The following is a 22,899-nucleotide window of genomic DNA, read 5'->3' on the forward strand; positions in this document are numbered from 1 at the left end:
TTTGGTATATGAAGGTATTGATTACATTCGTTTTGTTGCTGGCTGCATGGGCCGGTTGTCCGCTTGAGGTGATGGCACAACAAGCGAATACGACCGTGTCCCGGACGACCGTCGCCAAAGACAAAGAACCGGATTCGGTTGAGATCAGCGCCTATGATAACAAGATCGTCGTCGAGAATGCTCCGGCCGGTAGCAAGCTCGAAGTCTACAGCGTGGTAGGCATCCGGGTGAAAGAGATACCGATGAAGCAACCCTCCGGCGAATATACGGTGGACCTTGCCAAGGGTTACTACATCGTCCGCATCGGCGACACGGTCCGTAAAGTGTCCATCCGCTAACACCCGTTCAGGCTCCCCATAAAGACATCCCCGTCGCGTATGCAATCAGCGCCCATCCCACGAAGGAGGAGGCTTGTCCCGTGCCGTTTGTCCGTACTCCGAGAGTGTCAAGAGGGCTCCTATACATCCCAGCACCACCTCCGAACGGTCCGCCCACAGGGCCATTATCCCGAGGGCGGCCAGATACAATGCCAATGCTGTCCGAAGGCGTATCGTCCGGCACATCGTCCGGCAACTTGCCCGGTATCGGGCGAGGCGGCTTTTCATTCTTCTCATCCGTTTTCTTCTTTTTCAGGTTCAACAAGAAGCCCAACAAGGCTCTGATAAATTCAAGGATTTGTTTTAGTTTGTTCATGATGGGATTTATGAATTATGATTTATGATTTAATTGTCCATTGTTCATTGTCCATTGAAACAGTTCCAGTTGTTTCCCGATCTCTGCTTCGAGCGCGATGATGTTGCGGCGGTAGAGGTCGCGGTTGTCACCGTTTTGTTCGCTGATGTAGGGGCTGTAGGCGATCTCCTTGGCGTAGGCTTCGGGCTGGAAGCTGAAATGGTAGGCGCGGGGATAGGCGGAACGGATCAGGCGGGCGAAGTCGAGGAAAGAGAGGTGTGTGGCTTCGTAATGCCTGAAATGGTGCGTGCCGTAGGCCGTCTCGAACGTGGCCCGCTGTCCGTGCCAATACGCGTTGGAAGCGCCGTACCCCATCAGTCCGAAGAAATTATGATGTTCCGTCGCAAGCATGGAGGTTCCCCATCCGCTTTCGAGCGCACCCTGTGCGAGGATGATCCTGGCGTTCATGCCGAACAGCTTTTCCGCTTCGGCGGCAGCCTCCCGGCAAGTATGTAAAAAGTTGATCTTTTTATCCATTATATATCGGTATTTATTTGTATTTCAGATTGATAATGACTATATTTACATATTATAATCAAGAAGAAAAACGATGGAAAATTCACTGAATCAAAACAAAGTATGGGGATGGGGCGAACTGGCCCTGATGTACTTCCCGAATATCTCGCAGAAGAGCGCGACCATGCAATTGTTGAAATGGATACGCGTCAGCGACGAGCTGGTCGGTCAACTGGAAAAATCGGGCTGGCATCCTGGCAAGAAATACCTCACCCCCAGACAAAAGGATTACATTGTGGGACATCTCGGAGAACCCTGAAGAGTTGAAAGGTGAAAGTTGAAAGGTGAAAGGTGAAAGTTGAAAGTTATTTGTACGAACGCGAAGCATCACTTTCAACTTTCAACTCTCAACTTTCACCTCTCAAAGTTCTCCCGGGCGGTCATCTTCGCCCCCTGCGCTGCCCTCGTCTGGAGCACCGGAAGCGATCTTCTCGAACGTGTAGTTCTTGATCGCATCTTTCAGCAGCTTGCCGGGGCGGAAGACGATGCGGCGGCTTTTGATAAGCGCATGGCTGAACTCCTTCTCGGTCAGCGTGCCGGTGCTGCCGAACTGCAACTGGAAGCTACCGAGCTCGCCTACTTTGACAACCTCGCCTTTGCCGAGGTTGCGGCGCATCACGTTGACCAATTCGTCGAGGATCAGTTTCACATCGCCCGAAGAGGCGGTGGACTGGGCCGAGATCAGGTCGCACAATTCATACACGTCGCACGTGCCGGTCGTATTGGCACTGGCGTAATACAGTTTCGAACCTTCGGCAGCATCTTTGCGCATGTCTTTGCGCAGGACCAATTTGTACTTTGCTGGCATAACATCAGGATTTTTAGGTAAAACATTTGTTTCTTAATCACATAACAAAGATACAACCGCCCCTGTCGTCCCTGCGGAATGTGGCGGAACGGTGTGGCAAGAGGGGGAGGAGAGGGGAAAAACGGGGAAAGCCGGGGAAAGCCGGCAAGTATGCTTGGCTTTGATATAAAAAAAACTATACCCCACAGGGCAAAACCCTATACCTTTTTTCCGTGGAAGCTATGGCTTTTGGGGGGAAAAGGTATAGGGTTTTTCTCTTTCTGAAATCGGCTGCGGAGGGAAAAGGACAATTTGACCGCGATATTTTCCCTACACTTTTTGGGGGGTGACGGGCTTGTTTTTCTGATACTCACCGTGGCTTATTCTCTTGATGAACAGAGGGTTCAGCTTATAAATGAGGCGTCTGACCAGCCTTTTGTCCATCCCTTCCGCCTCACCGATGGTGTAAGCTTCAGCCAGGGTGAAGCGCTCCGGCAATTTCTCCAGCAGGATGCGTCCCTTGCGGGGGCAGGACAGTTCGGGAGCGCTTTCGTTGTGGCGCAGCTGCGTCAGGAGCAGGCGGCTGTGTTCGAGGCAAGTCTCGACGATGGCGAGCGCAGCCTTGAAATGCTCTTCGGTGCAATACTGCGAGTCCATCCCGTAGCCCTCCTTGCCGCATCGGGTGGCGGTGAAGATCATGCAGAGGCGGAAGGCGATCAGCCCGTGGCGTTTGATGACGCTGAGAAACTCCTCGTCGCCGAACAGGTCCGCTTCATGCAGCCATTTCTTGAAACACTGGTTCAGCCGGGCCCACTGCGACAGCGTCAGGCATACCTGCAACGGGCGCCGGCGAAGCGTCTTGGCGATGTTCATCAGTTGTTCGGAGAGTTCCGACAGCTTCTTCGGCATATCCATCTTGTCGCCTTCGGGCGAGACATCCTGCCAGACCGCCTCGCTGCGGCACGTATAGAGCAGCAGGCGGCTCAGGAGTCCGCTCTCGCTGTCGGGGATCAGGCGGGAGAACTGTCCCGGTGTCCCGGAGAGCAGCAGGGCGAGCCGTGGAGAGTCGATGCGGATCATCTCGTTGTCCGTCTTGCGCGACGAAGAGACCGGTTCGTGATGGAACGCCTTGCGGAGCAGGTCGTCAAACATCCCGTAGTCCTGTTTGCTGGCCGATAGGATCGTGTCGATTTCGCTGTCAGCCATCAGCCCGCCGATGTTGCCGTTGTCGCGCAGGTGGACAAGCATCTTGGCTTTGGTGACCTGCGTCGGGATGTTGAGGTAGGCCTTGGCGGCAGGTTTCGGAGCATCCTTTACCACGACGGAGCGGTGCTTCTGGTGTGCCTCCGCCTTCTTCTGCTCCCATTCTTCCAGGGCTTGCATATATTCGGCTTCGGCCTGTCCCGTTTCCGTCTTGATCAGTTCTTCGTACAAGTCGGCCAAATGGCGCATGTCGTTGATGCACCCCTTGCCGTTGGCCGCGGGAGCCACCTCGACGGTGAAAATGTGGGGGAACACCCGTTTGCGGTGATATTTGCCGGACACTTCGGGGAGGCAGGCGCTTGCCACCGTGCATGCTCCGAGGAGCGCCATGTCGCGCTCGCGGTGCTGGGGATAGAAGGCGACCGCTTCGCGGAACAGATCGGGAAGCCATCCGTACACCTCGTCGGGAATGAGCGGGGTCCGCTCGCGCAGGACTTCGCCGCTTGTCTCGATTTCTTCCGTCTCTAAGGGATGTCGGGTTTTGAAAACTGTAGGGGAAATTTCGCGGTCAATTTGTCCTTTTGCTCCGCCATAGGTCGCATGCTCGTTCATATTTCCTTGATAAGCAGAATGTAACGCCTGTTCGATCTCTGTCGCCGTGAAGTCTGCCGCTTGCAGGCGCAGCGTGCAGCATGCGGCTGTTTCGGTGTACGAAAAGCCCCTCCGGTTTGCCTCGCAGCCGAGGCGGTAGACCGTCTGGTTACGCGCTCCTGCCAACGGCGGGATGCGGTCGAGGAAACGTGCGACAAACGCGTCGACACCCTTTTCGGCCGACTGCTTTTCGGGGATGTGGAAGACTTCCGCGTCCGGATTGTAGTACGCCTCCCCGTCGTCGCCCACGTAGCAGCAACGGCTGATGTCCTTGCACTTGGCATCGCTTGCCACACCGCCTGCCTTCTCGAAGAAGGCGGCGACAAGGGGATAGGCTTCGCCGTGGCGTTCCGCCGGGCAGTCTACGCGTACGAAGACCTTCAGCCCTTCTCCGCCGGGACTGACGAACATCGCCAGCGTGGAGCTCAGCGCCCGGAAGGTGAGGATCAGTGCCGGCAGGTCCTTCACATGGTCGAAATCCAGTCCGACGACCTGGCTGTATGTTTCGATCGCACTCGCCTTATGTCCGCCCTTGAATACCCCCGAAGGGGTGAACCCCGGCAATCCGCCCTTCAGCTTCCGGGCTTCTTCGGCACGCCCTTCCGCCAGTGCGGTGCGGTAGGCGAGGATCTCATTTTTCCAGCGGCGGCGCCGGATCAGGATGATGATTTCTTCAAGAGTTAAGACTTTGCACTCTGTCCGGAACAGGCTGGCGTAAAAAGATACATGTACTTGTTTTTCCATGATATTATTAATTTAAGGCAAAATGGATTGCCGGTTTGTTTATGCGACAAAGGTAAGCTTATCCCAGTGTGCAGGCAACTATGCCAAAAGCGGATTTTTGAAATATATAATACTGGTTGTTAGGTGTATATGAATTTTGTTTTTGACGGAGCATATTGCTTTTTAACATTTTTATTTAGAATAAATTAACTGTTTGTCCGTTCTCTCTTCTCTTTTGAATAATAATAGGTGGCCAACGTCTTGACCACGACGCTGAAGTTGAAGATGACCTGCATGGCCTTGAATAGCCCGGCTGCCTTTTCCGTGTTTTTCTCAAATTCAGGGAGGTAGCGTATTCCGCTGAAATACTCGGCAAGTGTGCGTGCGTCGTCTACCTTTATCTGTATTTCTTCGATCCCTCCGACCTTTTGGAGCAGTTTGCGTATGCGTCCTTGACAGGCGCGGATGGCGTCGGTCGTGTAACGTGTCGTTTTGACTCCCTCTATCTGTTTAGACTTGAGGATTTCCAGGCGGGTGTACAATTCTGCTATTTCTTGTGCTTCTTTTGAAAGCTTCTGTTTTTTTTCATGATGAATTTTTTTATAAGATGGATAATATAAATGATGATTATCATCTGTTTTTAATAAATAACGAAGCCCCGGCAGTTTTCGTACTGCTGGGGCTTGTTTTTTTGTATGCCTTCGTCCTTCGCAGGGGAAAGGCAACTTGAACTTTAATTTCAATATACTTTAGTATTATTAATATTAAATCCGGTTGCTTGTTCGCCTCTCGCAGGTTAGTTGCCGTTTTACGGTACGCAACCGAAGAATTATTTGATTATAAAATGTCATTTGTATAAGGGTGGTCTAATAACCACCCTTACGATAGTATTGTTCAGTCTCGATTACTTGATGATAGCTTTAACAGCTTCTTCACCTTCTACAGCTACAACTACTACACCTGCCGGAGCAGCGATTGTTGCATTGTCAGAAGTGATAACCGTGTTAGCTACAACCTGGCCTAAGATGTTGCTTACAACAACTTTCTTACCGGCAGCACCAGCGATCGTTACGTTGCCTTCGCCAGCGATAACTGTTACTTCAGATGTGGCGATTTCTTCGTTGTCGGTAGCCATATCGTCAGCAGAACCCTTTTCGATGTTGAAGATAAGAGCGTTGTCACCGCCTGTCTTTGCTTCTTCGAATTCAGATTCTTCAGGATCAGATAATACCAAGCAGTTGTTCTGGTTCTTCAACCATGCTGCTTTTGACGGAGCGATGTCTTTGTTACCTTTGTTAGATTCGATCAAGAATGCGCGATCTTCTTCAACTTCGTTAGCAGCCTTGGCCGGATCGATGTAACGGAATGACCAAGTATAGTTGTGGTGAGTGTCTTCCGTAACAGCAACCTTCAGATTGATGCCTTTGACAACTTTCTTAATGTCTTCCATGCTCAAGTCTTTAGTTGCAACGTTTTCGAAATGTTCACCCAAGATATACAGAACGCTATCCTGTTCAACGGCATCAACAAAACCTACGCGATGGTATTTACCGAAGTGATACAGTTCTTCACCCTTGACAACATCCTTGGCTTCTACAGAGTCAGCGAAGCTTACCAACAGTTTGTAACGGTTGAAACCAGGAACGGCAGGAGTTGCATGGATACAATCTTCCGGACCGCAAGGTTCACCATTGGCATTCATATGCTTGTGGTTGGTTGCGTCACAAGGTTTTCCTTCAGTTCCTTTGTTTTCTGTTTCACTTACATATACCAAATACTGCGGCTTAATCTGATACTGAGCAGATTTTCCGATATTGAACGGACGGACATTGAATGACAGACCTGCTTTGGCAATATTCTTTGCTCCAATGCCTAAATAGTCCATATCTTCACGCATGAAGTTCTTGTTGGTTTCATCCATCAGATAATCGCCGACATAAGCTTCTTTGAACTTCAACAGTTTAGTAGCATCTTCGTTACCTTCTACAGCTCCATCCAATTCAACGTGGTTGAAACGACGATACAGAGGTTGGTCAGCCAAACCGATTCTGAAAGCAGAAGTTCTTACTTCTTCAATAACCTGTTCCTGAAGTAAAGCTTTCAAGCTCTGGTCTGCAACACCTAATTTGTTGTTGAAAGAAAGAACATTTCCTTTGTTGTCCTTATTTACATCGTCTGCATCGATAAATGCATAGTAGCAACCCTTTTCTGTTTCGTTGTTTTCTTTGAAATAGAATGTAGCCGGAGCTAAGTTCTCTGTCAAGACATAGCGGTTTTCTTTGCCGACAGCGATCATGTTCTTACCAGCTTTGATCTGATAAGTAGCTCTTTCAAGCTGAGCCAGACCTTCGATTCTTGCCTGTACTGTTGCATCTACTGTGTAACCGTAAGCTACAGTCTTGTTGTTATTTTGCTTAACCAGTTCAAAGAAAGTAGCTTCTTCCTGCAATGCGTTCAAAGTTGTGTCTCCTTCAACCTGTGCGATGTATTTGTCCATTGTGTACGGGTTGAAGTAGTTGAATGCATAGTTTGTGATCATCAATTCATCATCAGTCAAATATTTGTATCCTAAATATTTGTCACCCAAAATGTTTTTGTCTGTAATCTTTGTGATGACCAAAGAGTCGGAAGACAAAGCCTTGCAATAATACAGTTTAGAACCTTCTGCCTGAGTCAACTGCCAAGAAGCACCGTTTTTCAGAACCTTGTCCGTTGTATTATAAGTCGGGTTCTTCAATGACGGATATTCACGGTTTGTAACATTTACCGGAGAAGTAGACAAGAAATATTCAGAAGTCTTAGTCTTCAAAACAACCCACTGGTAAGCCGGCATGTGCATTACGTTCTGTTCTGCTTTATCAACAGTTACCCATTCTGAAGCTGCACCATCAACATGGATCGGAGATGCCAGATATTTGTTAGTTTCTGCATTCTGGATTACATACAGACCGTCTTCCAAAGAAACCTTGTCTGTACCAGCCTGAACACAACCGGTGAAGCCTAAAGTGATATCTGTTTCTTTTACGTCAGCGATAGTTACGATACGAATTTCATCTGCTTTAACCAGGTCTTGAACTGTAACATAGTTTTTAGCAGTCTTATTATTTGTGATAATCGTTTTGTTTCCTGCTGTAGCTAACGCTTTCTTCCAATCTTTAACAGATGCGCTTAAGCGAGTTGCCTGCTTAACTTGGATTACCAAAGAGTCGTGAGACGGGAAATAAGTAAACAAGAACTTACCTTGATCAGCCAAATCCGTACTCAAAGCCTTTTTGTAATTAAATGCCAAGAATTTATCGCTGTTTACATTCGTATAAGCAGTATCGACATGCAGATACTGGTTATCAGCTTTTCTTGTTACATTAACAAAAGATCCGTCCTTAGTATCTTTAGCGATGAAAGCGACATCACTGAACGGGTTTTCCAAAGATGTGTTGTTGCGATCCGGATTGAATGTCAATTTAACGCCGTTAGCTGCATCCTGAATACCTAATTTAGTGTTGATTTGCTTTGCATTCAAAGCGATTCCGTCAGCTTCTACCAAAGTGAATGTGGCAAATTTAGCTCCTGAAATATCAGTGGCCTTACCACCAGCTTTCTTCAAACGTACATTAGAGCCCTCTAAAACTAAGCCGACAACAGAGTCTTCTTGGAAATAAGAATACAACGGTCTGTTAGTTTCCAAAGCATTAGCATATGTTCCAGAGAATGCCCAACCTGCAATTTCACCTCCAACAAATGAGTTCTTGGTTGTTTGCATTGCATTTTTAGCGAAATCATCCATTGTTACAGACAATAAAGCTTCAGCACCTTTGTTTACGAAGTCATAAATAGGAGCTTTTCCTTGATTTTCAACAGTAACAGTTGTGCACCACAATGTGCTTGCAACGTTATCTGCTGTAACATTATCAACTGTAACCAGTTCTCCCTTCGTATTCACTGCCAAGTAGAGGTTACCAGTCTTCAATTGATACAGTCCATCATTTGTTCCTTCAATTAAAGAGGGAACATTGTTTCCTGCAAAAGCACTTGTTGCCCCAAACAGTGCAACTCCTGCTAAAAGAGTAGAAAACTTTTTGTTCATAATTCTAAAATGTTTAATTAATAAATAGTATATCTGTTTGTTTCTTCTATGTACTCAAACCTCTTGTTTTACAAGAGTTAACCAAAATCCTGTATAATGACTAATGAAAACGTACGTTTTAATTAGTCATTTTTGGGGAGCAGTCGGAAGGCTTCGTATCGGAAAGTCGGTTTTTTGTACGCGTTAAGCTATCTAATTGATAAGAAAGAATATAGAAAAGGAAAATTTATTGGGAGAAAGGATTGCAGGTTTAAAAAGTAGTTGTATTTTTGTAGCTGAAAAGTGGCGAAAAAAAACGTACGTTTTCATTAGCCATTCTGAAAACAGTCTCTATCTTTTTTATCCCCAATCACTTATAAACATAAAAACGCTCTAAAATAAGGCTGAAATCCATTTTTTATATAATGTACATATGTACCTAAATATAATTGTGTAAGTCCAAGTTTATCAATAATATACATGATATCTTCAATCTGCTGGTCTCTATTGCTATAATAGCCTGAATTTGCCGTTTTCTGGAAAAAGCCACTTCGTATCGTTCCACTGTTGTTAACAAAATCTAAGTGTAAGCAAGGTGGAATATACAAGTGGCTCGTAAGAATAGTTCCTTGCTTGAAAAGTTGAACAATATAAAAAGATAGCTGCTGTATTTTGATGGTAGAGTTTTGAGTGTATGTTTGTATCTTTGTGAAAATGGAATATGTGTGCAAAGAATTGATAGGGGAATATAAAGCCGTGGTTCAAAGACCAAAGCTGAAAAAGTATATTGGAGAGAAAGATGTTCTTGATACATTAGAATTGATGAGTTTGTATTGTTTTTGTGTTGATATAGAAAACCGGCGGTATCTCCTATCAGAGATGTAAAAGATTTATATTTGTTGTCATTAGCCGATACGATTCCTGCCGACTATATCATATCGGGCGATAAGGATTTGCTTGTGTTAGGTAAGCACAATGAAACACGTATCTTGGATTATAACTCTTTTCTTTCTTTATTATAGGATTCGTTATCATTCCTAAAAAATACCCACCATCGCGCTCATTTGAAACAAGTTATTGAATATTCTGTTTATATTTGCAAGTTATCAACAGATAAGGTGACTTTTCAACAAAACAGGCATTGTTTTGGATAAACTGATTTGTGTTAGGTTTTTAATGTTTAGTTTTGCCCCCGAATAAATAGACAAAGTATGGGAAAGATTATCGCTTTAGCAAATCAGAAAGGTGGGGTAGGTAAGACTACCACAACGATTAATCTGGCTGCATCGCTGGCGGCACTTGAGAAAAAGGTGCTGGTGGTCGATGCGGATCCGCAGGCTAACGCTTCGTCGGGACTGGGCGTGGATATCCGCAGCGTGGAGCAGTCGATCTACGAATGTGTGGTGAACGGCGACGATCCGAAAGGTGCGATTACCAATACGGAAGTGGAGGGACTGGATATTATCCCCTCGCATATCGACTTGGTAGGCGCGGAGATTGAAATGCTGAACATGGAGAACCGGGAGCAGATATTGAAACAAATACTGGTCCCGCTGAAAGAACGGTACGATTATATCCTGATCGACTGTTCTCCCTCTTTGGGATTGATCACGGTCAATGCCTTGACGGCAGCCGATTCGGTGATGATACCCGTGCAATGTGAGTATTTTGCGTTGGAAGGTATTAGTAAACTGTTGAATACGATAAAGATTATCAAATCGAAGCTGAATCCCGCTTTGGAAATCGAAGGCTTCCTGCTGACCATGTATGACTCGCGTCTCCGTCTGGCCAACCAGATATACGAAGAAGTGAAACGTCCGTTCCGGGACCTGGTTTTCACGACCGTTATTCAGCGTAATGTCAAATTAAGCGAAGCTTCCAGCTACGGCAAACCCGTGCTGCTTTACGATGCCGAGTCGAAGGGAGCTTTGAATCACATGCAGCTTGCACAAGAGCTGATAGATAAAAACAAATAGATTTATGATGTATGATGTATGATTTGTTTGTCTTTTCAAATCATACATCATACATCATAAATCATAAATTCGAAAGTTTATGGTAATGAAAAGATCGGCTCTTGGCCGCGGATTGGATGCTTTGATAACGATGGATGACCTGAAAACGGGCGGTTCGTCGTCTATTAGTGAAATAGAGCTGAGTAAGATTCAGCCCAATCCGGATCAACCCCGTTCTGTTTTTGAAGAAGAGACGCTTGAGGAACTGGCCGTTTCTATCCGTTCGTTAGGTGTTATTCAGCCGATTACGTTGAAAGAAACGGGAACGGATAAATATATGATTATCTCCGGCGAACGTCGGTATCGCGCTTCCCTGATGGCTGGCTTGGAACGTATCCCCGCCTATATCAAAACCGCAGCAGACGAGAATGTCGTCGAGATGGCTCTGATCGAGAATATCCAGCGCGAAGATCTGAACTCGATAGAAATAGCCCTGGCTTACCAGAAGCTGATCGACAGTTACGGCCTGACGCAGGAAAAGCTGAGCGAGCGTGTCGGCAAGAAGCGGGCGACGATTGCCAATTATCTCCGCCTCTTGAAGCTCCCTGCCGAGATACAGGTGGGGCTGAAGGATAAGAAGATCGATATGGGGCATGCACGTGCGCTGCTTCCTGTCGAGGACCCGGAAGTGCAGTTGGCTCTTTACGAACAGATATTGGCGGATGGACTGTCTGTCCGTAACGTCGAAGAAATAGTACGTGGCGGAGTGGATGCGGCGGCTCTCGAACAGGCCAGGAAGGAAAAGCCTGCCCAGCGGAAACCGAAACTTCCCGAGGAGTTCAACTTGCTGAAGGACCATCTGTCCAGTTTCTTTAATACGAAGGTCCAATTGGTATGCAACGAAAAAGGAAAAGGTAAAATAACGATCCCCTTTGCATCTGAAGATGAATTGGAAAAACTGATCGGCTTGTTGGATAAGTTGAAATGAGAAACTGGAAAGCAATTTTGTGGATAATAGCCCTCCTGTGCGGTTCGGTATGGACCGGCCATGCGCAGAGGACGATAATGGCAAAGCAGGATACGGTGATATCTTCCGATTCGACCGTAACGGCTGTGGTTCCCGGAGAAACGGCCAAGGCCGATTCGACAGTGAAGGCTGTGCTTTCGGCTGCCGACTCGCTTCCCCAACCGAAGGTGAAGCTGAAGGAGTTCAAACCCGATCCTAACAAAGCGTTGCTGTATGCCTTGGTGCCGGGTCTGGGACAGATATATAACAGGAAGTATTGGAAGCTCCCGTTGGTATATGGGGCCTTTATGGGCTGTATGTATGCCATCACTTGGAACAATAAGAATTATAAGGACTATTCGACTGCCTACTTCGATATCATGGAGGATTACCAAAAGGTATTGGCGGCAGAGAAGGATGGACAAAAGTATGAGGGACCTTGGCAGGAGAGTTGGACGATCTTTGTCAGAAACGGTGAGGAGAGCACGTATGTCTCGAATGCACAGTTCCAGGAAAACCTGAAGCGCCGGAAAGATTATTTCCGCCGTTACAGGGATTTGAGCATTATCATTACGGTCGGGGTATATGCGATCAGTATTATTGATGCGTATGTGGATGCCCAGCTGTTTGACTTTGACATTTCTCCGGACCTGAGTCTGCACTGGTCGCCGGAGGTAACCCCGAAGACCCGCTATACGCCGGGCTCGTATGGATTGAATTGCAGTTTTAAGTTCTGACATCATGAATAAAAACCTACTTATTCTATTCTGCCTGTTCAGCCTGATGCAGGTCTCCCGCGCACAAGACCCTATATTCGGCGAACCGCAGCATTCGACATTATCGGCAGACTCGCTCTCTGACGTAGTGGGCTTGATACCTGAAAGTCTCGATGCAAACGTGGATAGTTTGCTCCATTCCTGGCATGTGCAATATTTTTCGAAAGTGGATGAGTATTGTCACGATGATGCGGAGAATGTCTATTTTCCCGATTCGGTCTACGAAGAACGCTTGGAACGTCTGCCGAGTGTGATCCGTTTGCCTTACAACGAGGTGGTGAGGGATTGTATCGACCTGTATGCCGGACGCAAGCGTGACCTGGTACGCTATATGTTAGGTATGGCGGATTTCTATTTCCCCATTATCGAACAGGTGCTCGACAAGCATAACCTGCCTTTGGAACTGAAGTATCTGGCTGTCGTCGAAAGTGCCCTGAATCCGGTTGCCCTTTCGCGTGTGGGGGCTTGCGGGTTATGGCAATTCATGCTTCCGACCGGCAAGATATATGGTTTGGAGATCAACAGCCTGTTGGATGAACGGCGTGATCCGGAGAAGGCGACAGAGGCGGCCTGTAAGTATTTTGAAGATATGTACGCCATCTATGGCGACTGGAACCTGGTGCTGGCTTCCTATAACTGTGGTCCGGGCAATGTGAACAAGGCGATCCGCCGTTCCGGGGGAAAGACCGATTTTTGGGAGATCTTCCGCTACTTGCCTCGTGAAACCCGTTCGTATGTACCGCTGTTTATCGCAGCCAATTATATCATGAATTACTATTGCGATCATAATATTTGCCCGATGCAGACCAGTCTGCCGTTGGCGACCGATACGGTTATGGTGAACAGCATGCTTCACCTGCAACAGGTTTCCGATGTGCTGGGGATCGACATCGAACAGCTTCGTGCGCTCAACCCGCAATATAAACGCGATATCATTCCGGGAAATACGGAACCTTCCGTATTGAAACTTCCGGCATCGCAGACTTATGCGTTTGTCGACAAGGAGGATTCGGTCTATACGCATCGTATAGAGGAGTTGCTGGCCAACTGCATACCGGTCAACGCTGCCGACGGATCAAAGAATCTTACGCTTGAGAAAATTACCCATGTGGTAGCCTCCGGTGAGAATATCTATACCATCGCGAACCGCTACGGCGTTACTCCGAAGGATATCCGTAAGTGGAACGGACTCGGTTCCAACCGTGTTGCCAAAGGTCGCCGTTTGCGTCTGCACGTCGATAACGGAGGTGTCGCATTTGCTCCCGCCAAGACAAAGAAGACCGAAAAGGACGGAACTGTCAAAGCGGGACAGAAAGCAACCCCTGTCGTTACCAAGAGCAACCAGACAGCCCGCGTTTCAGGCAAAAGTTTGACTTATAAAGTACAGTCCGGCGATTCCCTTTATTCCATTGCCAAGAAGTATCCGGGAGTTTCCACAGACGACTTGCAGAGGGCCAACGGGCTGACCAGTGCCGATATCCGGCCGGGCCAGGTCTTGAAAATCCCGGTCGTTTGACTTTTTCTGTCGCATTCGGGGATATATAAGCAAATATTTATATATATTTGCCTACATACACGTTAAAAAACGGAAGGGCATTCGATATGAGCGACATAAATGATACAAAAGACACAGCAGGCATGCAGCCCGACCAGAAGGCGAAACCCGCTCTCTCGGCCGACGAGCAGATGATTCAGGACGGCTTTAACGCGCTGTTGCAGGATTACCTTAATTCAAATCACCGGCGTAAGGTGGAACGCATAACCAAGGCGTTCAATTTTGCCAATCAGGCACATGCCGGCGTGAAGCGTCGTTCGGGAGAGCCTTACATCATGCACCCGATTGCCGTGGCGCGTATCGTTTGCCGCGAGATGGGACTGGGTTCCACTTCCATCTGTTCGGCTTTGTTGCACGACGTGGTGGAGGATACCGAATATACGGTCGAGGATATTAAGGACATGTTTGGCGAGAAGATCGCCCAGATCGTGGACGGTCTGACGAAGATATCCGGCGGTATCTTCGGCGAACAGGCATCCGCACAGGCAGAGAATTTCCGTAAGCTGTTGCTGACGATGAGCGACGATATCCGGGTGATCCTGATCAAGATAGCCGACCGTCTCCACAACATGCGTACTTTGGGTTCCATGTTGCCCGCGAAGCAGTTCAAGATAGCCGGTGAGACGCTTTACCTTTATGCCCCTTTAGCACACCGTCTGGGGCTTTTCACCATCAAGACGGAGCTGGAAGACCTGAGCTTCAAGTATGAGCATCCGCAGGAATATGCCTTTATCAATCTGAAATTGAAATCTACGGAAGCAGCCCGCAACACTTTGTTCGAGCATTTTGCCGTGCCGGTGGACAGGAAGTTGAAGGAGATGGGGCTCAACTATGAAATGCGTGCCCGTGTGAAATCCGCCTATTCCATCTGGAACAAGATGGAAAGCAAAGGCGTCAGTTTTGAAGACATCTACGATATATATGCCGTCCGTATCATCTTCGACCCGCTGCCGGGGGTGGATGAGAAGAACCAATGTTGGGATATCTATTCCGCTATCACGGATATCTACCGCATCCGGCCGGACCGTATCCGCGATTGGGTGAGCCGTCCGAAAGCCAACGGTTATCAGGCGTTGCACCTGACCGTGATGGGACCTGACGGGCAATGGGTGGAAATACAGATCCGTAGCCGCCGTATGGACGAGATTGCCGAGAAAGGCTTTGCCGCCCATTGGAAGTATAAGGAGCATAACATAGAAGAAGATACGGAGCTCGACAAATGGTTGCAGACCATTACCGAGATACTGGAAAGCCCGGACCCGAACGCTTTGGACTTTCTTGATACGATCAAGCTGAATCTCTTTACCTCCGAGATATTTGTCTTTACCCCGAAAGGCGACATCAAGACGTTGCCCCAGGGGGCTACGGCCCTGGACTTCGGATATGCCCTTCACTCGGATATCGGGAACAAGTGTATCGGTGCGAAAGTCAACCATCGTTTGGTTCCGCTCAGCCATCAGTTGGCAAGTGGCGACCAGGTAGAGATCCTGACCTCCCGTTCGCAGAACCCGCAACCGGAGTGGTTGAATTTCGTCACGACAGCAAGGGCACGTGCCAGGATTGACGCTTACCTGAAAAGGATTCGTAAAGAGGCGGCAAAAGAAGGAGAAATTAAGGTGATCGATGCTTTCAAACGCAATAATTTGGAGGCAAACACATCCAATATCGACAAACTATGTATGTATTTCGGTTTCTCTAAACGCGAAGAATTCTACTATGCAGTAGAGAAAGGGGATGTGATCCTGCCGGAAAATATCCACAAATTGCTGAAAGAGAAAACGGACAACGTTCTCTTTAAGTACGTCAAACAGGCGCTCCGGGTAGCAACGAAAGCGACTACCGGGAAGAAAGAGGAAGAGGAACAACCGAAAGAAAAACCGAAATATGACAAGAAGAAGCCTTATATCCTGAAGGAGGAAGCTTTCGAACGCAATTACGTCATTGCCGATTGCTGTAAACCGATTCCCGGCGACGAGTCGTTGGGCTTTATCAATGATGACGGCAACGTGGTAGTCCACAAACGTTCCTGTCCGATCGCCATGCGCCTGAAAAGCAGCTTTGGCGAACGCATCCTGAATACGGAATGGAGCAGCCATCATTCCTCGTTCGAGGCGACACTTGAGATTAAGGGTATCGACTCGATTGGCGTGTTGAACACGATCACCCGCACGATATCCGATGACTTCAATGTCAATATCATCCGCCTGCTGATTGAGGCGAAAGACGGAGTGTTCGAAGGAAAGGTGAAGATGAAAGTACACGATGTGGAGGATATCCAGCGGATGTGCGTAGTCCTTTCCAAGATAAAGAATATCCAGTCTGTGGCTCGTGTAGCGGACTAAGTCGAAAAAGCCATATCCTTTTGCCCTAAAAGGTATAGCTTTCGATAGAAAAGATCCTATCCTTTTGCGCAAAAGGATAGGATCTTTTTGTTTATTAGAATGGCAGATCGTCAATCGGATTGGCCGGACCGAAATCAGGAACAGCAGATGCAGCAGGTGCGGATGCCGGCACTACGTTTTCAGGAGTCATGGCTCCCGGTGCCGACTGGGGAGCGGCGGCCATCGGGCGTTCCACTTTCCATGCATTGATATTTGTGAACCAACGTCCCTGATATTCACGGCTGTCTATGTCAAAAAATACTGTAAGTTCTTCTCCGGGCTGTATGGCTGCCTGATCGATGCGGTCTGCACCGAAAATCTGGAAGCATACTTTCTTAGGGTATTGGTCATGTGTTTCCAGGACATATTCCTGTTTTTTCCACTCGTTTCCGTTTTTGCTGATACCGCCTTGAACCGGCAGTACGGCGATGATTCTTCCCGTAATTTCCATGTTTCTTGTTTTTATTAAATTGCTGCGAAGGTACGATTTTCCGGCGTAACAAGCTAATTCTTTAAAGTCGTTTTTATGGTGTAAGGGCTATTTGGAAGCTTCCAACGCTTCGAATGCTTCCTTCATGGCAAGCAATTCTTCCTTGATCTGTTTCAACCTGTTTACGATCTCTTCGTGGCGTATCGTTGTCTCCGGGTTCTCTTTCAGCTTTTGCCGGGCACCCGCCAGTGTCATCCCTCTTTCTTTCACCAAGTGGTAGACCAAGCGTATTGCGTCGATGTCTTCCTGCCGATAGGAGCGGGTTCCTTTGCCTGTCTTGCGTGGACGTATTTGGTCGAATTCCTTCTCCCAGAAGCGCAGGGTAGACTCGTTGACGTCGAACATCTGCGCCACCTCGCTGATGGAGAAATAGAGCTTTAGATTTTTATCTTTATTTAATGCCATCGTATTAAACAATGTTTAATCCATTACCTGGCCGTGATTTTCGGCAATCTGTATCATACGGTCGTATTCTTCCGGAGTCAGGTCCATGTAGTAGTACTTGGACGGGTTGTCGTATTTGCCGCGGACGATCACCTCGTAGTGAAGGTGCGGGCCGGTGGATTTCCCTGTATTTCCCACTTCTCCGATCACTTCTCCGCGCTTTACTTTCTGTCCGACACGCGCCCGGAACTTGCTCAGGTGGCCGTAAAGCGTTTGGAATCCGTGCCCGTGATTGATCATCAGGCAGTTTCCATATCCCTGTTTCCAGGCGGCAAAGGTAACGACTCCGTCGCCGGTTGCATAGACTTCCGTGCCCACTTTGGCGGAAAAGTCCATGCCTGAGTGGAAGCGGGGAGTACGGTAGATCGGGTCGATACGCACACCGTAGCCGGATGCCGTACGTTTCAGGTCCTTATTGGCAATCGGCTGTATGGCGGGAATACATTTGCTTCGTTCTTCCTGGTTCTTGCCCAATGTGATCAGCTCCTCCAGCGAGTTGGATTGGACATAGAGCTGTTTGCTCAGCATGTCCATCTTCCGGGTGGTCGAGACGACCAGTTCGGGGTTGGACAGGTTCATCAGGTGTTCATACCGGTTGGTCCCGCCGAAACCGGACTTGCGGACGGATTCGGGGATCGATTCCGCCTGGAAGATCGCCCGGTATAAGTTCTCGTCGCGTTGCTGTATGTCATCCAAGACTTCCAGCGCATTGTTCAGGCGCAACGAAAGCACTTCGTATTGTGTCTGCAACAGCTTGTTCTCCTTCTTTAAAAGCGATTCGACCGGCGAGTCGAACGTGCGCGAAAAGATAAAGAAAATGCCTACGCCGATCACGATACCGATGCTCAGGTGGCGGAGCACACCGAAAAAACGGTCTTTGGCGGAGGGGTAAACGCGCTCGTAACTGAGCGTGTTGGGGTTATATAAGTAATATGTTTTTCTGCTTTTAAATAGTTTCATCAAATATTTTCTTGCTTGGATACGTGCAAAAATAATAATTTGCTGTACTTTTGCAAATTGTTTTTCAGAATATTAACGAGACTATATAGAATAGATTATGTTGACAGCAAAAGAAATCCGTGAATCATTTAAAGACTTCTTCGCTTCCAAGCAGCACCAGATTGTGCCTTCTGCTCCGATGGTGGTGAAGGGCGACCCTACATTGATGTTTACCAATGCAGGTATGAACCAGTTCAAAGATATAATCCTGGGGAACGTTCCCCGTAAATATCCACGTGTCGCGGATTCACAAAAGTGTCTTCGTGTGAGTGGAAAGCATAACGACCTGGAAGAGGTCGGACACGATACGTATCATCACACCATGTTCGAAATGTTGGGAAACTGGTCGTTCGGCGACTATTTCAAACAGGAGGCGATCAACTGGGCATGGGAATACCTGGTCGAAGTGTTGAAACTGAATCCCGACCGTTTGTATGCCACCGTGTTCGAAGGAAGTCCTGCCGAAGGCCTTTCGCGCGACGACGAGGCTGCCGGCTATTGGGAGAAGTTCCTGCCGAAAGCTCATATCATTAATGGCAACAAACACGATAACTTTTGGGAAATGGGTGATACGGGGCCTTGCGGTCCTTGTTCTGAAATCCATATCGACCTCCGTCCGGAAGAAGAACGTGCCGCTATCCCCGGCCAGGACATGGTGAACAAAGACCATCCGCAGGTGATCGAAATCTGGAACCTGGTGTTCATGCAGTACAACCGAAAGGCCGACGGCTCGCTCGAACCGCTGCCTGCCCGTGTGATCGATACCGGTATGGGATTCGAACGTCTCTGCATGGCTTTGCAGGGTAAGACATCCAACTACGATACGGACGTATTCCAGCCGATCATCAAAGTGATTGCCGATATGGCGGGTACTGCTTATGGCAAGGACAAACAACAGGACGTGGCTATGCGTGTAATCGCCGACCATATCCGTACGATCGCTTTCGCGATTACGGATGGCCAGTTGCCTTCCAATGCAAAGGCCGGTTATGTCATCCGCCGAATCCTGCGTCGTGCCGTCCGTTACGGCTATACGTTCCTGGATCGCAAAGAATCCTTCATGTATAAGTTGTTGCCCGTACTGATCGAAACAATGGGAGACGCCTATCCCGAACTGATCGCGCAGAAGACGTTGATCGAGAAGGTGATCAAGGAAGAGGAAGAATCTTTCCTGCGTACGTTGGAAACCGGTATCCGTTTGCTGGATAAGAAGATGGAAGAAACAAAGGCTGCCGGAAAGAACGTGATCAGCGGCGTAGATGCCTTTACATTATATGACACATACGGATTCCCGTTGGATTTGACCGAGTTGATCCTGCGTGAGAACGGCATGGAAGCCAATATCGACGAGTTCAACGTCGAGATGCAGAAGCAGAAGGACCGTGCCCGTAACGCTGCCGCCATCGAAACCGGCGACTGGGTGGTGCTGAAAGAGGGCGGATGCAATTTCGTAGGCTACGACTTGTTCGAATGCGATGCCGAAATTCTGCGTTACCGCCAGATCAAGCAGAAGAATAAGGTCTTATATCAGGTCGTTCTGGACCAGACTCCGTTCTACGCAGAGATGGGTGGACAGGTCGGCGACACCGGTTGGTTGATTGCTGACGACGAGACGATCGACGTGATCGACACGAAACGCGAAAACAACTTGCCTGTACATCTGGTCACTAAATTGCCGAAGGATGTGACGGCGACTTTTACTGCCAAGATCAACGAGAAGAAACGTATCCAGTGCGAATGTAACCACTCTGCCACTCACCTGCTGCATGAGGCGTTGCGTGAGGTGCTGGGAACACATGTCGAACAGAAAGGTTCTTATGTATCTCCCGACTCTTTGCGCTTCGACTTCTCCCACTTCCAGAAGGTGACGGACGAAGAAATTCGTAAGGTGGAAAAGCTGGTGAGCGAAAAGATCCGTGCCAACTATCCGCTGGAAGAGCATCGCAATATGCCGATTGCCGAAGCGAAAGCATTGGGTGCTATGGCTCTGTTCGGAGAAAAGTATGGTGATGAAGTTCGTGTGGTCAAATATGGCAACTCTATCGAATTGTGCGGTGGTACGCATATCCCTGCGACCGGCATGATCGGTTCCCTGCGTGTGGTTGGCGAAAGCTCCATCGCGGCAGGCGTGCGCCGTATCGAAGCGGTAACGGCCGAAGCGGCTGAAAACTACACCTTCATGTTGCAGGATTCCCTGCGTGAACTGCGTGCGATGTTCAACAATGTGCCGAACCTGTCTCAAACCATCAAGAAGGCCATCGAAGAGAATGCCGAACTGAAGAAGCAGGTAAGCGACTACGTGAAAGAGAAAGTGCAGTTGCTCAAGAAAGAACTGGTCGCAAAAGCCGTTGAGCGCAATGGTGTCAAAGTGATCGCTTTCCGTGGCGAGGCCAGCGTGGATGCCATCAAGGACCTGGCTTTCCAGATCAAGGGGGAAAGCAATACGGAGGAAAAGGTTTTCTTCGTGGCTGGAATCAAAGACGGTGAGAAATGCGCGTTGATGGTTATGCTGAGCGAACCGTTGGTGGCTGAAGGCTTGAATGCCGGCAAACTGGTGAAAGAAGCGGCAAAACTGATACAAGGTGGCGGAGGCGGTCAGCCTCATTTTGCAACAGCCGGAGGTAAGAATGTGGCCGGACTGGGTGAAGCCATCGAACATATCTTGGACGCAGCCGGTCTGAAATAAGAAGAAAGAGACGTTTCCCCTGCAGGAAATGATAGTTTCATGCAGGGGAAACTTTTGTTCCATGCCTATGAAGCTTTTGTTCCATAGGCATGGAATTTTCTTTTCCCTGTTTTGATAATCGGATAACATATAATACCTTTGTCGCAACGATTATAATAAAAAGGACATTATGGCCGCTCAAAAAGTAGTAATCAGCAAGGATCTCAAAGCCGATTTGCAGGCATTCTTTGCTTCTATGAGTTATGATAAACTCTTTATCCTGACCGATACGAACACGCAAGAAAAGTGTTATCCGCTGATAAAAGATATCCCAGCCTTGCAGGATACCCCGGTCATTACCGTGCAGGCGGGTGATACTCATAAAGACATCGAACAGGTCGCCTATATCTGGTCGCGTCTCTCGAACGAAGGAGCTTCCCGAAATTCGCTTTTGGTCAATCTGGGCGGCGGTATGATTACCGATATGGGAGGCTTCGCCGGTGCGACTTTCAAACGCGGACTGCGGACCGTCAATATCCCGACTACCCTGATGGCCTCTGTCGATGCGGCCGTGGGGGGAAAGACCGGGATTAACTTCAACGGCCTGAAGAACGAGGTCGGCTCTTTTTATCCACCCGAATGTGTCTTTATCGATTGTGAGTTCCTGCGTACGCTCGACCGCGACAACCTGCTTTCCGGCTATGCCGAAATGATCAAGCATGCGCTTATCAGTTCGATGGATATTTACGCTTCCGTCCTGCTGTTCGACCTCGATGCGAAGATCGATTATGCCTTCCTGAACAGGATGGTCGCCCAATCCGTAGCCGTAAAGGAACGTATCGTGGAGGAAGACCCGAAAGAGCACGGCATCCGTAAGGCGCTGAACTTCGGCCATACGATCGGTCATGCCTACGAAAGTTTGTCCTTTAAGAAGAACCGTCCTTTGCTGCACGGCCATGCTGTTGCCGCCGGTATTGTCAGCGAATTGTACCTGTCTCATAAAGTATGTGGTTTCCCGATGGAGAAACTGAGTCAGGTCGTCTATTATTTGAAGGAGTATTATCCGGCTTTCGTGTTCGATTGCAAGGATTATGATACCTTATATGAGCTGATGACGCACGATAAGAAAAATGAAGCGGGAATCATCAACTTCACCTTGCTTTCTCAAGTCGGTGATGTTCAGATAAATCAGCAGGTGAGTAAGGAGAAAATTCTCGAATCCCTGGATTTTTATCGTGAAAGCTTTGGAGTATAACGAAAAATAGTTACCTTTGCAGCCGTAAAACAAAAACGGGGTGTAGCTCAGCCCGGTTAGAGTACGCGTCTGGGGGGCGTGTGGTCGGAAGTTCGAATCTTCTCACCCCGACAATAGCTGAGTAAATAAAAAAAGACTTACTTGTAAAAGTAAGTCTTTTTTTATTCTTTATTTGTTCATCTGCTCCAACAGGTGGGGAGCGCATTTGAAATGAATGATGGTCCTGGGAGACAGCTGTACGGCTGTACCGTTTTTCAGGTTTCGTGCTGGGCGGCTGGATTGAAAACGAGGTTTGAATGAGCCGAAACCATGCAGGCAGATTCTTTGGCCTCCTTTGACTTCCTGGATAATTAGTTTTTGCATTTCATCGATTGTCCGTTTGACATCTTTTTTGTTTAATCCTGTTTTTTGAGCCAGGATATTGATAAGCTGACTTCTGTTCATTTTAGTTTCGTTTGTAATAAAGTATATTTCGTTCTATATGAAAATCCATTAGTGCCGGTCGGGTATAGTTTTTCTTGTGAAAAATAATTTTACCCACCTCTTAAACCGGAGATTCAATGTTTTGTTCGGGAGGAGTTTATAAAGAAAATTAATGCGGATATCTCCGTAAAATGAAAGGTTTTTGATAAAAATGAAGGGGAGGGTTTGCTGGTTAAGGTATCTGTGGAAAAGCAAAAAAGTGGAATAGCCATAAC

The 22,899-nt window shown here is 48.0% G+C and carries 19 protein-coding genes and 1 tRNA gene; 10 read left to right on the plus strand and 10 right to left on the minus strand.

The genetic code is table 11. The features are described from left to right. Positions 1–8 precede the first annotated feature (8 nt). Entirely contained in the window at positions 9–338 is a 330-nt protein-coding gene (locus tag BHV83_RS15865; RefSeq protein WP_036657975.1) for a T9SS type A sorting domain-containing protein, read from the plus strand. A 7-nt stretch (positions 339–345) separates the two neighbouring features. Here the strand turns inward: BHV83_RS15865 and BHV83_RS15870 are convergent, their stop codons facing one another. Together BHV83_RS15870 and BHV83_RS15875 are read right to left on the minus strand one after the other, a co-directional pair. Then, positions 346–693, minus strand: a complete 348-nt coding sequence (locus BHV83_RS15870) for a hypothetical protein (RefSeq protein WP_022322919.1) — start codon at positions 691–693, stop codon at positions 346–348. A gap of 15 nt (positions 694–708) precedes the next feature. Beyond that, positions 709–1,209, minus strand: a complete 501-nt coding sequence (locus BHV83_RS15875) for a glucosaminidase domain-containing protein (RefSeq protein ID WP_005634233.1) — start codon at positions 1,207–1,209, stop codon at positions 709–711. Between the two features lie 73 nt (positions 1,210–1,282). Between BHV83_RS15875 and BHV83_RS15880 the strand changes: the two genes are divergently transcribed. Next, a complete protein-coding gene (locus BHV83_RS15880) occupies positions 1,283–1,507 on the plus strand; it encodes a DUF4248 domain-containing protein (RefSeq protein WP_005634231.1) in 225 nt (74 codons plus the stop codon). A gap of 102 nt (positions 1,508–1,609) precedes the next feature. On the opposite strand, the gene BHV83_RS15885 is transcribed toward BHV83_RS15880, so the two are convergent. The 4 genes from BHV83_RS15885 to BHV83_RS15900 all read right to left on the minus strand — a co-directional run bounded on the left by BHV83_RS15885 (position 1,610) and on the right by BHV83_RS15900 (position 8,696). Further along, complete coding sequence (locus tag BHV83_RS15885; RefSeq protein WP_022322918.1) at positions 1,610–2,056, minus strand: HU family DNA-binding protein; 447 nt, start codon at positions 2,054–2,056, stop codon at positions 1,610–1,612. Between the two features lie 309 nt (positions 2,057–2,365). Next, positions 2,366–4,633, minus strand: coding sequence for a DUF3987 domain-containing protein (locus BHV83_RS15890; protein ID WP_286757741.1), 2,268 nt, complete (start codon positions 4,631–4,633; stop codon positions 2,366–2,368). A gap of 185 nt (positions 4,634–4,818) precedes the next feature. Then, positions 4,819–5,355 carry a hypothetical protein gene (locus tag BHV83_RS15895; RefSeq protein ID WP_259324872.1) on the minus strand — a complete coding sequence of 179 codons (537 nt, stop codon included), beginning with the start codon at positions 5,353–5,355 and terminating at the stop codon, positions 4,819–4,821. Between the two features lie 161 nt (positions 5,356–5,516). Beyond that, positions 5,517–8,696, minus strand: coding sequence for a DUF6383 domain-containing protein (locus BHV83_RS15900; protein ID WP_286757742.1), 3,180 nt, complete (start codon positions 8,694–8,696; stop codon positions 5,517–5,519). A gap of 1,190 nt (positions 8,697–9,886) precedes the next feature. Between BHV83_RS15900 and BHV83_RS15905 the strand changes: the two genes are divergently transcribed. The 5 genes from BHV83_RS15905 to BHV83_RS15925 all read left to right on the plus strand — a co-directional run bounded on the left by BHV83_RS15905 (position 9,887) and on the right by BHV83_RS15925 (position 16,309). Then, positions 9,887–10,651: a ParA family protein gene (locus tag BHV83_RS15905; protein WP_005634208.1), complete on the plus strand. Its 765-nt coding sequence runs from the start codon at positions 9,887–9,889 to the stop codon at positions 10,649–10,651. A 79-nt stretch (positions 10,652–10,730) separates the two neighbouring features. After that, positions 10,731–11,618 (plus strand): ParB/RepB/Spo0J family partition protein, encoded by an 888-nt coding sequence (locus tag BHV83_RS15910; RefSeq protein WP_005634207.1) that lies wholly within the window; start codon positions 10,731–10,733, stop codon positions 11,616–11,618. Further along, a complete protein-coding gene (locus BHV83_RS15915) occupies positions 11,615–12,373 on the plus strand; it encodes a DUF5683 domain-containing protein (protein WP_005644521.1) in 759 nt (252 codons plus the stop codon). The genes BHV83_RS15910 and BHV83_RS15915 overlap by 4 nt, the downstream gene beginning before the upstream one ends. Positions 12,374–12,377: 4 nt before the next feature. Beyond that, positions 12,378–13,928, plus strand: coding sequence for a lytic transglycosylase domain-containing protein (locus BHV83_RS15920; protein ID WP_122205417.1), 1,551 nt, complete (start codon positions 12,378–12,380; stop codon positions 13,926–13,928). A gap of 86 nt (positions 13,929–14,014) precedes the next feature. Next, positions 14,015–16,309: a RelA/SpoT family protein gene (locus BHV83_RS15925; protein ID WP_046451622.1), complete on the plus strand. Its 2,295-nt coding sequence runs from the start codon at positions 14,015–14,017 to the stop codon at positions 16,307–16,309. A gap of 94 nt (positions 16,310–16,403) precedes the next feature. On the opposite strand, the gene BHV83_RS15930 is transcribed toward BHV83_RS15925, so the two are convergent. From BHV83_RS15930 to BHV83_RS15940, 3 genes are all read right to left on the minus strand, one after another. After that, complete coding sequence (locus BHV83_RS15930) at positions 16,404–16,799, minus strand: DUF3127 domain-containing protein (protein WP_005634197.1); 396 nt, start codon at positions 16,797–16,799, stop codon at positions 16,404–16,406. An 87-nt stretch (positions 16,800–16,886) separates the two neighbouring features. Beyond that, positions 16,887–17,243: a MerR family transcriptional regulator gene (locus BHV83_RS15935; protein ID WP_005634196.1), complete on the minus strand. Its 357-nt coding sequence runs from the start codon at positions 17,241–17,243 to the stop codon at positions 16,887–16,889. 15 nt (positions 17,244–17,258) lie between these two features. Further along, a complete protein-coding gene (locus BHV83_RS15940; protein WP_005634192.1) occupies positions 17,259–18,242 on the minus strand; it encodes a M23 family metallopeptidase in 984 nt (327 codons plus the stop codon). A gap of 97 nt (positions 18,243–18,339) precedes the next feature. On the opposite strand from BHV83_RS15940, the gene alaS reads away from it, so the two are divergent. The 3 genes from alaS to BHV83_RS15955 all read left to right on the plus strand — a co-directional run bounded on the left by alaS (position 18,340) and on the right by BHV83_RS15955 (position 22,312). Continuing rightward, positions 18,340–20,967, plus strand: a complete 2,628-nt coding sequence (gene alaS / locus BHV83_RS15945) for an alanine--tRNA ligase (RefSeq protein WP_122205416.1) — start codon at positions 18,340–18,342, stop codon at positions 20,965–20,967. A 169-nt stretch (positions 20,968–21,136) separates the two neighbouring features. Next, positions 21,137–22,201, plus strand: a complete 1,065-nt coding sequence (gene aroB, locus BHV83_RS15950; RefSeq protein ID WP_122205415.1) for a 3-dehydroquinate synthase — start codon at positions 21,137–21,139, stop codon at positions 22,199–22,201. Positions 22,202–22,237: 36 nt separating this feature from the next. Next, a tRNA-Pro gene (locus tag BHV83_RS15955) sits at positions 22,238–22,312 on the plus strand. A gap of 57 nt (positions 22,313–22,369) precedes the next feature. Here the strand turns inward: BHV83_RS15955 and BHV83_RS15960 are convergent. After that, positions 22,370–22,672 (minus strand): HU family DNA-binding protein, encoded by a 303-nt coding sequence (locus BHV83_RS15960; protein ID WP_310648514.1) that lies wholly within the window; start codon positions 22,670–22,672, stop codon positions 22,370–22,372. Between the last annotated feature and the right edge of the window lie 227 nt (positions 22,673–22,899).

Source organism: Parabacteroides sp. merdae-related_45_40, assembly GCF_001915675.1.

Coding starts and splice junctions, on each gene's coding strand:
- BHV83_RS15865 (WP_036657975.1), top strand. CDS start 9: ATGAAGGTATTGATTACATTCGTTTTGTTGCTGGCTGCATGGGCCGGT.
- BHV83_RS15870 (WP_022322919.1), bottom strand. CDS start 693: ATGAACAAACTAAAACAAATCCTTGAATTTATCAGAGCCTTGTTGGGC.
- BHV83_RS15875 (WP_005634233.1), bottom strand. CDS start 1,209: ATGGATAAAAAGATCAACTTTTTACATACTTGCCGGGAGGCTGCCGCC.
- BHV83_RS15880 (WP_005634231.1), top strand. CDS start 1,283: ATGGAAAATTCACTGAATCAAAACAAAGTATGGGGATGGGGCGAACTG.
- BHV83_RS15885 (WP_022322918.1), bottom strand. CDS start 2,056: ATGCCAGCAAAGTACAAATTGGTCCTGCGCAAAGACATGCGCAAAGAT.
- BHV83_RS15890 (WP_286757741.1), bottom strand. CDS start 4,633: ATGGAAAAACAAGTACATGTATCTTTTTACGCCAGCCTGTTCCGGACA.
- BHV83_RS15900 (WP_286757742.1), bottom strand. CDS start 8,696: ATGAACAAAAAGTTTTCTACTCTTTTAGCAGGAGTTGCACTGTTTGGG.
- BHV83_RS15905 (WP_005634208.1), top strand. CDS start 9,887: ATGGGAAAGATTATCGCTTTAGCAAATCAGAAAGGTGGGGTAGGTAAG.
- BHV83_RS15910 (WP_005634207.1), top strand. CDS start 10,731: ATGGTAATGAAAAGATCGGCTCTTGGCCGCGGATTGGATGCTTTGATA.
- BHV83_RS15915 (WP_005644521.1), top strand. CDS start 11,615: ATGAGAAACTGGAAAGCAATTTTGTGGATAATAGCCCTCCTGTGCGGT.
- BHV83_RS15920 (WP_122205417.1), top strand. CDS start 12,378: ATGAATAAAAACCTACTTATTCTATTCTGCCTGTTCAGCCTGATGCAG.
- BHV83_RS15925 (WP_046451622.1), top strand. CDS start 14,015: ATGAGCGACATAAATGATACAAAAGACACAGCAGGCATGCAGCCCGAC.
- BHV83_RS15930 (WP_005634197.1), bottom strand. CDS start 16,799: ATGGAAATTACGGGAAGAATCATCGCCGTACTGCCGGTTCAAGGCGGT.
- BHV83_RS15935 (WP_005634196.1), bottom strand. CDS start 17,243: ATGGCATTAAATAAAGATAAAAATCTAAAGCTCTATTTCTCCATCAGC.
- BHV83_RS15940 (WP_005634192.1), bottom strand. CDS start 18,242: ATGAAACTATTTAAAAGCAGAAAAACATATTACTTATATAACCCCAAC.
- alaS (WP_122205416.1), top strand. CDS start 18,340: ATGTTGACAGCAAAAGAAATCCGTGAATCATTTAAAGACTTCTTCGCT.
- aroB (WP_122205415.1), top strand. CDS start 21,137: ATGGCCGCTCAAAAAGTAGTAATCAGCAAGGATCTCAAAGCCGATTTG.